The organism is Streptomyces pseudogriseolus, from assembly GCA_002154585.1.
GTDB classification, from domain to species: domain Bacteria; phylum Actinomycetota; class Actinomycetes; order Streptomycetales; family Streptomycetaceae; genus Streptomyces; species Streptomyces pseudogriseolus.
Map to the genome: position 1 here is coordinate 1 of MUNG01000352.1, position 8,830 is coordinate 8,830.

Genomic DNA, 8,830 nt, shown 5'->3' on the forward strand with positions numbered 1-8,830 from the left:
ACCCCCGCCCCCCGCTCCGACGCCACCCGCCGGGCCATCCTCGAGGCGGCCCGCGAGCGGTTCGCCGCCGACGGGTACGACCGCGCCACCATCCGCGCCATCGCCCACCGGGCGAAGATCGACCCCTCGATGGTCATGCGCTACTACGGCAACAAGGAGGGCCTGTTCGCGGCGGCCGTCGCCATCGACCTGAAGCTGCCGGACCCCGCCTCACTGACCCGCGACGAGGCCGGCCGCGCACTGGTGACGCACTTCCTCACCCAGTGGGAGGAGAACGAGGTGCTCACCGCGCTCCTGAGGGTCGGCGTGACCAACGACGCCGGCGCCGAGCGCATGCGGGGCATCTTCAGCGACCAGCTGCTCCCGTTGGCCCGCCGGGTGTGCCCCGACCCCGAACAGGCCCCGACACGTGCCGCACTGGTGTCCTCGCAGCTCCTGGGGCTCGCCCTCACCCGCTACGTCCTGCGCTTCCCGCCCGCCGCGCACCTGCACCCGGAGGAGATCACGGCCTGGCTGGCACCGACCGTCCAGCACTACCTCACGGCACCCCACCCCGGACTGTGACTCCCGCGCCGGCTCCCCGGCCCGGTTCTGGTTCTGCTGTCGGCAGACCGACTGGACGGCGGACGGTGAGCTGCCGGAGCGTGACCGCATGGCAGACATGGCGGTACGTCGACTCGATCTCGGGTACTTCATCCGGCCGGCGTCGGAGACGGGCAGCTCACAGCCACGGGCCGAACCCGTCCTCGCCTACCTCGTACGACACGGCAACGGACTGATCCTCTTCGACACCGGCATCGGCGACGCGGACCCCGAGACCGAGGCGCACTACCGGCCACGCCGCCGCGCGTTGCAGGAGGCACTGTCGGCGGCCGGAGTCGGCCTCGACGACATCTCCGTGGTGGTGAACTGCCATCTGCACTTCGACCACTGCGGCGGCAACCCCCTCCTGGGCGGCAGACCCGTCTTCGTCCAGGAGGCCGAACTGGCGGCCGCCCGCGGAGGCGACCACACCTTCGATGAACTGGTCGACTTCCCCGGCGCGACCTACGAAGTCATCGTGGGCGAGACCGAGATCTGGCCGGGGGTCCGGATCATCCCGACGCCCGGCCACACGGAGGGCCATCAGTCGCTGGTCCTCCGTCAGGACGACGGCACGATGGTCCTCGCAGGCCAGGCGCACGACTTCGCCTCCCACTTCGCGTCCGAGCACCTGGCCCGCCGCGCGGCACTCGACGGTGTGGAACAGCCCCTGCCGCCGTACCGGCGCTGGCTGGACCGACTCGCGGACTTCGACCCCCGCCGCGTGCTCTTCGCCCACGACTGCTCGGTCTGGGAACCACCACGGACCATGAACCCCTGACCGGGCCGCGAACTCCTCACCGCCCTTCCGGACCGTCGGCCAGGCGGCGCCACCACCATCGGTCAGGACGCCACGGGCGACGCACCGTGAAGCGGTCCGGCAGCGTGCGCCCGGCATACCCGACGTCCAGAGCACGCACTCGGTCCCTGAGCTCGCCCTGCGGCCGGGGCGGCAACCGCCGCAAGACCTCTTCCAGTACATCGCGGGCGTGTCGGACGTCCTCGAAGGAACAGCCACGGCATGAACACCCCGTCTCCTGCGGATACAGGGGGCGCCGGCCGGGTGGTCGCAGGAACGCGGCGTATCGCCGCAGCGCACGGTCGGTGGCGCCGGGGTAGAGGTAGTAGTCGTCCGAGAGTCTTTCCACCCGGTCTATCGCCACGCCGGTGCGCGACGAGAGGCCGTGGATCCGGGGTGGGGGGACGCTCCACGGGACACGGGGAGACTGTTCAGCGCGTAGCGCGCCGGGCCGTCTACGCGGCATCGGCCTTTCGGTACGAGGTCATGAGGGTCATCATGCCAGCCCACGCTGTCCGACGCCCCGACGTTCCGGCGCCCCGGGCGGCCCGACGCCTCGGCGACCCGACGACCCGAGACGGCCAGGAAGCCGCACCCGGACGGCATTCACCGGGTAGCGTCCCAAGCATGGCTTCTCACACCACCGTTGAGCGCGCTCAACGCCTCGCGCAGTTGCACGCCCAGCACAAGCCGCTCGTCCTGCCGACCGTCTGGGACGCGTGGTCCGCACGGACAGCCGTCGACGCCAGCTTCCTCGCCCTCACCATCGGCAGCCACCCCCTCGCCGACTCCCGGGGCGCCGGCGACCAGGAGGGGCAAAGCTTCGAGGAGGTTCTCGCCGCCGTCAGGCCGATCATCGCGGCGGTCGACGTCCCGGTGTCCGTGGACCTGGAGGCCGGGTACGGGCAGAAGCCGGCGGATCTCATCGCCGGACTGATCGAGGTCGGCGGCGTCGGTCTCAACATCGAGGACACCGTCCACTCCGAGGGCGGCCGCGTACGCAGCACGGAGGAGCACGCGAGTTACGTCGCCGGCCTGCGCGCGGCGGCCGACGACGCGGGGGTCCCGGTCTGGGTGAACGGGCGCACCGACCTCTTCATGCACGCGCAGGACGCCTCCGCCGTCCTCGACGAGGCGATCGGGCGGCTGCGTGCCCTGGTGGAGGCCGGCGCCGACAGCGTCTATCCCGTGGGCATCCAGGACGACGACGAGCTGCTCGCCGCCGTGACCGGCGCGATCACCGTCCCCGTCAACTCGACGGCCCACCCCGTCAGACACGACCTCGACCGCTTCCGCCGTCTCGGCGTGGGCCGGATCAGCAACGGCCCCCTGCTGCAACGGGCGCTGACGGACACGGTGAAGGACATGCTCAAGCCGTGGACGCCCTGACGAGCTGACCGGCCGCCGAACCCCTGGCGTGGCCCTGCCGCCACTCGCGCGTTCAGCGCGGGTGGCGACGCGTGCCGCGCCGGGCGAGCTGGCTCGCCACGGACGACGCGCTCCATCAGGTCGCGCATGCCGAGGCCGTCGTGACCTTCGCGGCCCCGCTGCACCACCAGGCTGGTGCCGACCCGGCGCCGCCCGGTCCGTACTCTCATCCGCCCCCTGACACCCACGGCTCGCGACACCGGCCCGACCCGCGGTGGGCACCGGCACCCGCCGATGCGGTGACAAGAAGGGTCGCGCCGAGCCCGGAGAAACGACGACACGCCGCACCCGGTTCAACCCGGATGCATGGTCAGGGAGTTGACGGCGTCGCCCGCCGGGCCGGAGCGAGGGTCACTGCCCCGTCAGCGGCGGAAGCTCGACGGGGTAGGGCTCCGCGAAGTCGGCCGAACGGCTCACCGCCTCCCACGCTTCCGCCTCCTCCAGCTGACGGCGGGAGTAGTCGAGCGCGAGCGTCACCGCGTTCACCCCGAGCAGCAGATGACTCGGCATCTCGCCGCGCCGCACCGTGCGCACGATGATCTCCGCGGCGCGCTCCGGGTCGCCCGCGCTGCCGGCGGTGCCCTGCCGCACCCGGCGGTTCATGGCGCCCACAGTGGCGTCGTAGGCGTCGGGCACGGGGTGGACGGTCATGGAGGAGCCGGCCCAGTCGGTGGCGAAGCCGCTCGGCTCGACGACCATGAACCGCACGCCGAGCGGCGCGGTCTCCGCCGCCAGCGACCGGGTGAACCCGTCGACGGCGAACTTCGCCGCCTGGTACGAGGCGATGCCCGGGGAGCCGCCGACCCGCCCGCCGACGGAGGAGATCTGCACCACCGTCCCCGAGCCCTGCCGGCGCAGCACCGGCAGTGCCGCCTTGGTCACGTGGTACACACCCCAGAAGTTCGTCTCGAACTGGGCGCGGAAGTCCTCGTCCTCCGCGGTCTCGACCGGCGACACGTTCGCGTACCCGGCGTTGTTCACGACGACGTCGAGGCGACCGAAACGGTCGACCGCGGCGTCGACGGCCGTGCGGGCCGCCTCCGCGCTCGTGACGTCCAGCGGCAGGGCGAGCACCCGGTCCCCGTACTCCTTCAGCTCCTCGGCGAGCGCCTCGGGGCGGCGGGCGGTGGCGACGACGATGTCACCCGCGTCGAGAACGGCGGTGATCAGGGCGCGCCCGAGCCCGCGGGAGGAGCCGGTGACGAACCAGACCCGCTGCTGCGCGCCGCGCGCATTGTCTGCACTTTCACTCATACCGTTAGGGAAACACCGTTCTCCAAATAAAGCAACAGCGTTGCGTTACGTGTTCCTATGATGGCTCCATGACACAGCCAGCCTCCTTTCAGCGGGCCCGCAGCGCGGAAGCCAAGCAAGTACGCGAAGCGGCGATCCTGGAGGCGGCCCGCACACTCGGGCGGGAACGCGGCATCCGCGACGTCACCCTCACCGACATCGCCGCCCAGGTGGGCATGCACAAGTCCGCGCTGCTGCGCTACTTCGAGACGAGGGAGCGGATCTTCCTCGAACTCACCGCGCAAGGCTGGCGCGAATGGTCCGCCGCGCTCCGCGCCCTCCTGCAAGCGCGGGACGCGGCCGATTCCGCCGCTGTCGCGGATGCCTTCGCCGCGACCCTGGCCGCGCGCCCCGTCTTCTGCGACCTTCTCGCCCAGGCCCCGCTCAACCTCGAACGCAACGTCTCACTCGAAGCCGTACGCGACTTCAAGCTCGTCACCCTCCACGAGGTCGCCCTCATCGGCGCCGAGGTCGACCGCCTCCTGGGTCTCGACGAACAGCAGGCCCTCGACCTGATCTCCACCGCCACCGGTATGGCCGGCGCCCTGTGGCAGATGGCCAGCCCCGGCCCACGCATCCGCGAGCTGTACGTGACCGACCCCCGGCTCGGTCACGCCGTCGTCGAGGTGGAGCCCCGCCTGCGCCGCATACTCACCGCGTTCCTCGCGGGAACGACCGCCTGACCGCGCCGCACCGACGGGTGGGCGCCCAGGGGTGGGAATTTTAAATACTGACCATTCGTTCCTGATACGGTACGGTAAAGAGGCGGGCTCAGGAGAGGACCCTCCGGCCTGTTCAGGGCGCTCGCCCATCGATAGCGAACTTCCCCCGGAGCGGTGGCCGTGTCACCCCGGGCAGAAATGGAGCACGTATGTCCAGCCGCCTGCAGTCAAAGGTCGTCATCGTCACCGGGGGCACCTCCGGAATGGGCGAGGCCGCGGTGAGGCGACTCGCCGGAGAGGGGGCGACCGTGGTCATCGGGGCGCGGGACAAGGCGCGCGGTGAAGCGGTCGTGGCAGAGATTTCCGCGGACGGCGGCAAGGCCGCCTTCGTTCCCACGGACGTGACGCGCGAGGAGGACGTCGCGCGCCTCGTGGACTTCGCCGTCAGCGAGTTCGGCGCCCTGCACGGTGCGTTCAACAACGCCGGAGGTGGAAACAGCCAGGGGTCGATCCGCGAGATGGACGCCTCCTTCTGGGAGAGCGTGGTCTCCCTGAACCTGACGAGCGTTTTCTACAGCCTCAAGCACGAAATTCCGGCCATCATCGCCAGCGGCGGAGGCTCCATCGTCAACAATGCCTCGGTGGTGGGTGCGGCGGGTGACCCGTCGGCCGTCGCCTACTCGGCCGCCAAGCACGGTGTCGTGGGGCTGACCCGTTCGACCGCGCTGGACGCGGCGAAGGACGGCGTCAGGGTCAACGCCCTCCTCACGGGCCTGGTCAACACGCCGCTCTGGCAAGGCTTCACGGCGAGCAACCCGGAAGCCGCGAACAGCATCCTCAGCCAGCAGCCGACGGGGCGCTCGGCCGACGTCGGCGAGATAGCCGCCTTCACCGCCTTCTTGCTGAGCGACGAGAGCCGGTTCATCAGCGGTGCCGCCCTGGCGATCGACGGCGCGCTGACCGCGGGCTACTGATCGCGCTGCCGGCCGGCCCGTGACATTCGGTCGCGCCCTCGATCACGAGTGATCGAGGGCGCGACCGCTTTGGCAGTACCGGGTCAGCAGGTCGCATCAGGTTCCCCGTGCTAATTTTTCCGGATATGCACTCGCGTCGATCCATGACGGTCCGGCGCGCACGGGGTGCTGCACAGTCGAGGAGGCGAGATCATGAGTGATCTCGACGAGATACGGCGGCGGCTCGACGCACTCGAGGCGATCGAAAACATCAAGCAACTGAAAGCGCGCTACTTCCGTTTCGTGGACGAGAAGAAGCACGACGAACTCGCCGCACTCTTCACGCCCGACGCGAAGGTCGTGACCGACGGGATCGTATGGAAGTCGCCGCAGGAATTCGCGTACACCATCCGGGATCTGACGGGTGCCGCGCCATCGGTGCATCACGGTCACATGCCCGAGATCGAGATGACCGGCCCCGACACCGCATCGGGAACCTGGGCGATGGAAGATCTGCTGACTTTTCCTGCCGGTGAGAATGCCCCGGAGGGGCACAACGGGTACGGGCAGTACCGGGAGACCTACCGCAAGGTGGACGGCCGGTGGCTCATCGACTCGGCGGAACTGACCCGTTTCCGCATGGATCCGCTCGAGAACTGGGACCCCGGCGCCTGACCGGCGGGACGGCGCCGAGCCGGGAGTTCTCGTCGACGCGGCACAACAAGCTCCCGGCCCTCGTGAAGGCAGAATTCGAAACGTCAGAACGTCAGAACGAGCCTGCCGCGCACGCCACCCGCCTCGAAACGGCGATGCGCGTCGGCTGCGCGTTCCGCCGGATATTCATCCGCGACGCGCAACGTGATCCGCCCCTCCTCGGCGAGCACGCGCAGGGCGTCGAGCTTGTCGTGCGCGTGGCGGTACTCCGGCACGAAGACGTTCCGTACGATTACGTCCCCCGTGTCACCGAGGGGAACCGTGCCGGGTTCCCCGATGCTGCGCGCCAGGGCGAGCTGCCCGCCGGGGCGGACGGCGCCCAAAACCTGGGGTCCCATCACGGCGGCGTCCACCACCGCCTCGACCCCCTCGGGGGCGATCTCGCGGATGCGGTCGGCCACGTCCGGGCCACGACGGACCACCTTGTCCGCGCCCAGGGACCGGACCAGTTCCTCGTCGGCGGGCGCCGCGTCCGCCACCACGGTCAGCCCGTCCGCCTTGGCGAGTTGCACGGTGTACCCGCCCAGGGCGCCGGCGGCGCCGGTGACAGCGAGCCACGCGCCGGGAGCCAGGCCCAGCACGTCGAGGGCACGGCGTGCGGTCAGGCCGTTCATCGGAAGGGTGGCAGCCTCGGCATGCGTCGTTCCGGCGGGTGCGCGTACGACCTGACGTGCGTCGACGACGACGTACTCGGCGTAGGCGCCTCCGGAGGGATCGATGGGGATGACGATCGCCATCACGCGGTCACCCACCCGGAGGTCGGTGGCCGCGTCGGGAGCGATGGCGTCCACGACGCCGGCGGCATCCATGCCGGGCCGGTACGGGGGAGTCAGGCGCCCGGCGAGCATAGGGTCGGTGAAGCCGGTGCGCAGCAGGACGTCCGACGGGTTCACCGCCGCCGCGTGGACCCGGATGCGGACCTGGCCGGGACCGACCTCGGGTACCGGCAGGTCGACAACCTCGAGAACCTCGGGACCGCCGTACCGGAACACTCCTACAGCCTTCATGGTGCAGCTTCCTTTCCTGGAACGTGTGCGCGCTCGATTCTATCTCGAACGGTCAGTATAGAATGACGGCCGCGTCGATCCGGTGAGAACCGCTGGAGGTCAGTCCTCAGTCCTCAGTCCTTGCCGGTCCGGATGCCGTCCAGGGCGAAACGGAGGACCCGGCCGCGCTGCTCGTCGCTGACGTAGCCGGTGGCGATGATGCCGGTGATCATGCGCAGGACGTCGTCGAAGGAGGCGTCACGGCGGGCCTCGCCCGCCTCCTGGGCCCGAGTGAAGAGCGGCTCGCCGGCCTCGTACATCGCGACCCGCGAGGCGCGGAACATCTCCGAGTCGCGATTGAGTTGGAAGGCGTGCAGGGCTCCGCCGTAGATCACGAGGCGCCAGTCGACGCCCGCGGCCTGCATCTCGGCGGCGAAGGCGTCCCGTTGCCCGGCGGGCATGATCGGGTCCTCCGATCCGACCCCGGCCCACACGGGACAGCGGATGCGCACCGCCTCGCCCGGCCGGCCCGTGGTCAGCGCGTTGACCGTGCCGATCGCTCGCAGGTCGACGTCGGCGCGCCCCAGTTCCAGCACGACGGCGCCCCCGGTGCCGTAGCCGATGGCGGCGATCCTGTCGGGGTCGGTCCGTGGCTCGGCGCGCAGCACGTCGAGTGCCGCGTGGCCGATCTCCCGCAGCCGGTCGGGGTCGGCGAGCAGCGGGAGGCAGCGCGCCAGCATCTCCTCGGGGTCGGTGAACCAGCGTCCGCCGTGGAGGTCGAAGGCCAGTGCCACGTAACCCAGTTCGGCGAGGGTGTCGGCCCGGCGGGGCTGGACGTCGTTCAGCCCCGGCCCCTCGGGGCCGATCAGGCCCCCGGCCGGCGGCCGGCGCCGGCGGGGAGCGCAAGGTGTCCGACCATCGTCAGACCGTCGGCGGGGTACTCGACCGTGCGCGTGGTGACCGTCGTCATGCGACCGACGGTAGCGACGGCCGAACACGGTGGGCGACTGCTTATCCGTCGGCAGAACGGCAGGACAGAACAGCGGGACAGAACAGCAGGACAGAAGCAGGGCGGAACGCTCGGCTGCCGGAGGCGCAGGGGCGCTCGCCTCGCTACAGCTCGATGTGCCCCGTCTGCCGCCATTCGAGGTAGGTGGCGAGGCGCGGTGCCACCCATGTGCGGCTGTCGGTCTCGTGATCCCACAGGAACACGTCGGGCCGTCCGACGCCGGGTACGAGCGCGNNCCCGGCGTCGGCGAAGAAGAGCAGGGGGTCGAAGGGCATGTACAGGGCCGCGAGGTCCGCGTCCGTGCGCAACAGGAGATTCTCCGAGGCGATCCTGTCCGCGGACCAGACGATCCCTGACCCGTACTCACCTTCGACGCCGTCGCTCTCGCGGAGCAGGGCCGCGAG

At 70.6% G+C, this 8,830-nt stretch carries 9 protein-coding genes and 1 pseudogene; 6 read left to right on the plus strand and 4 right to left on the minus strand.

Annotation, left to right across the window (positions count from 1 at the left end; all coding sequences use genetic code 11):
- From CCN29_RS26985 to CCN29_RS27000, 3 genes are all read left to right on the plus strand, one after another.
- Window positions 1-564: TetR/AcrR family transcriptional regulator (locus CCN29_RS26985; protein WP_107481737.1), on the plus strand; the 564-nt coding region annotated here is incomplete at its 5' end.
- Between the two features lie 97 nt (window positions 565-661).
- Window positions 662-1,363 carry an N-acyl homoserine lactonase family protein gene (locus CCN29_RS26990; RefSeq protein WP_442538504.1) on the plus strand — a complete coding sequence of 234 codons (702 nt, stop codon included), beginning with the start codon at window positions 662-664 and terminating at the stop codon, window positions 1,361-1,363.
- Between the two features lie 645 nt (window positions 1,364-2,008).
- Window positions 2,009-2,770 (plus strand): isocitrate lyase/PEP mutase family protein, encoded by a 762-nt coding sequence (locus CCN29_RS27000; RefSeq protein WP_086685156.1) that lies wholly within the window; start codon window positions 2,009-2,011, stop codon window positions 2,768-2,770.
- 390 nt (window positions 2,771-3,160) lie between these two features.
- Here the strand turns inward: CCN29_RS27000 and CCN29_RS27005 are convergent, their stop codons facing one another.
- Window positions 3,161-4,063, minus strand: coding sequence for an SDR family NAD(P)-dependent oxidoreductase (locus tag CCN29_RS27005; protein WP_086685159.1), 903 nt, complete (start codon window positions 4,061-4,063; stop codon window positions 3,161-3,163).
- Between the two features lie 68 nt (window positions 4,064-4,131).
- Between CCN29_RS27005 and CCN29_RS27010 the strand changes: the two genes are divergently transcribed.
- The 3 genes from CCN29_RS27010 to CCN29_RS27020 all read left to right on the plus strand — a co-directional run bounded on the left by CCN29_RS27010 (window position 4,132) and on the right by CCN29_RS27020 (window position 6,392).
- The gene (locus tag CCN29_RS27010) at window positions 4,132-4,785 is read left to right on the plus strand and encodes a TetR/AcrR family transcriptional regulator (RefSeq protein ID WP_086685162.1); all 654 of its coding nucleotides are present in this window, start codon (window positions 4,132-4,134) and stop codon (window positions 4,783-4,785) included.
- Between the two features lie 188 nt (window positions 4,786-4,973).
- Window positions 4,974-5,738, plus strand: coding sequence for an SDR family NAD(P)-dependent oxidoreductase (locus CCN29_RS27015; protein ID WP_006132227.1), 765 nt, complete (start codon window positions 4,974-4,976; stop codon window positions 5,736-5,738).
- Window positions 5,739-5,930: 192 nt separating this feature from the next.
- Window positions 5,931-6,392 (plus strand): nuclear transport factor 2 family protein, encoded by a 462-nt coding sequence (locus CCN29_RS27020; RefSeq protein WP_006132226.1) that lies wholly within the window; start codon window positions 5,931-5,933, stop codon window positions 6,390-6,392.
- An 83-nt stretch (window positions 6,393-6,475) separates the two neighbouring features.
- Here the strand turns inward: CCN29_RS27020 and CCN29_RS27025 are convergent, their stop codons facing one another.
- From CCN29_RS27025 to CCN29_RS27030, 3 genes and pseudogenes are all read right to left on the minus strand, one after another.
- Window positions 6,476-7,438 (minus strand): quinone oxidoreductase family protein, encoded by a 963-nt coding sequence (locus CCN29_RS27025; protein ID WP_031061516.1) that lies wholly within the window; start codon window positions 7,436-7,438, stop codon window positions 6,476-6,478.
- Window positions 7,439-7,551: 113 nt separating this feature from the next.
- Window positions 7,552-7,761 (minus strand): SbtR family transcriptional regulator, encoded by a 210-nt coding sequence (locus tag CCN29_RS36270; RefSeq protein WP_442538505.1) that lies wholly within the window; start codon window positions 7,759-7,761, stop codon window positions 7,552-7,554.
- A gap of 21 nt (window positions 7,762-7,782) precedes the next feature.
- Window positions 7,783-8,387 (minus strand): annotated as a pseudogene (locus tag CCN29_RS27030) (dienelactone hydrolase family protein); the annotation flags it as partial.
- Window positions 8,388-8,830: the final 443 nt, after the last annotated feature.

Coding starts and splice junctions, on each gene's coding strand:
- CCN29_RS36270 (WP_442538505.1), bottom strand. CDS start 7,761: ATGTTCCGCGCCTCGCGGGTCGCGATGTACGAGGCCGGCGAGCCGCTC.
- CCN29_RS27015 (WP_006132227.1), top strand. CDS start 4,974: ATGTCCAGCCGCCTGCAGTCAAAGGTCGTCATCGTCACCGGGGGCACC.
- CCN29_RS27000 (WP_086685156.1), top strand. CDS start 2,009: ATGGCTTCTCACACCACCGTTGAGCGCGCTCAACGCCTCGCGCAGTTG.
- CCN29_RS27025 (WP_031061516.1), bottom strand. CDS start 7,438: ATGAAGGCTGTAGGAGTGTTCCGGTACGGCGGTCCCGAGGTTCTCGAG.
- CCN29_RS27020 (WP_006132226.1), top strand. CDS start 5,931: ATGAGTGATCTCGACGAGATACGGCGGCGGCTCGACGCACTCGAGGCG.
- CCN29_RS27010 (WP_086685162.1), top strand. CDS start 4,132: ATGACACAGCCAGCCTCCTTTCAGCGGGCCCGCAGCGCGGAAGCCAAG.
- CCN29_RS27005 (WP_086685159.1), bottom strand. CDS start 4,063: ATGAGTGAAAGTGCAGACAATGCGCGCGGCGCGCAGCAGCGGGTCTGG.
- CCN29_RS26990 (WP_442538504.1), top strand. CDS start 662: ATGGCGGTACGTCGACTCGATCTCGGGTACTTCATCCGGCCGGCGTCG.